This window comes from Arthrobacter sp. GCM10027362, from assembly GCF_042679445.1.
In the GTDB taxonomy this organism is placed as follows: domain Bacteria; phylum Actinomycetota; class Actinomycetes; order Actinomycetales; family Micrococcaceae; genus Crystallibacter.
In genome coordinates this window covers 1-870 of the sequence record NZ_JBHTML010000406.1, presented here as the reverse complement: position 1 = coordinate 870, position 870 = coordinate 1, and the positions used below count along the sequence as shown (strand labels likewise).

Below are 870 nucleotides of genomic sequence, written 5' to 3'. Positions count from 1 at the left end.
GGGGCCACGCTGCTGGCGAACGAGCCGGCCGGGCACCGTGCCGAGCTGGTCCGCAAGGCCCTGGCGCCGGTGGACCCGGACGCCTGGCAGGTGCGTGTCGGGGACGGACGGGACCTGGGGCGGCAGGAGCCCGGCGGGTTCGACCGGGTGCTCGTGGACGTGCCCTGCACCGGGTTGGGCGCCTTGCGCCGGCGCCCGGAATCCCGGTGGCGGCGCCAGCCTGCGGACCTGGCCCAGCTCGGTCCGCTGCAGCGGCAGCTGCTGGAGTCTGCGGTGGAGGCGGCCCGTCCCGGCGGCATCGTCGCCTATGTGACCTGCTCGCCGCACCCGGCGGAGACCACCGCCGTCGTGGCGGACATGCTGCGCCGGCGCAAGGACCTGGAACTGCTCGACTCCGCCGCGGCGCTGGATGCTGCCAGCCTGCCGGGCAGGCTGCAGGCGGGCCGGGCCGAACCCGGCACCGGCGGCACCACCGTCCAGCTCTGGCCGCACATCCACGGCACCGACGCGATGTTCATGGCACTCCTGAGGCGAAAGTAGGCCCTTCTTCGATGGCACAGTGCTGCATCAACCCCAGTATCCTCTCCGCCGACTTCGCCAATCTCGAGGCCGAACTGCGCCGGATCGGCAGCGCCGACGCGGTGCATGTGGACGTGATGGACAACCACTTCGTCCCGAACCTGACCATCGGGCTGCCGGTGGTGTCCAGGATCCAGAAGGTCAGCCCAATACCGCTGGACGCACACCTGATGATCGCCGATCCGGACCGCTGGGCGCCGGCCTACGCCGACGCCGGCGTGGCCTCGGTGACCTTCCACGTCGAGGCGGCGACGGCCCCGGTGCGGCTGGCGCGGGAACTGCGCGCCCGCG

Annotated in this window: 1 protein-coding gene and 1 pseudogene; both read left to right on the top strand. The window is 72.9% G+C overall.

The genetic code is table 11. The annotated features are described in order from the left end of the window. Positions 1-540: pseudogene (locus ACFQ36_RS23020) on the top strand (rRNA small subunit methyltransferase B); the annotation flags it as partial. A gap of 11 nt (positions 541-551) precedes the next feature. Then, a partial coding sequence (locus ACFQ36_RS23015) for a ribulose-phosphate 3-epimerase (protein WP_377017921.1) occupies positions 552-870 on the top strand: 319 nt, incomplete at its 3' end.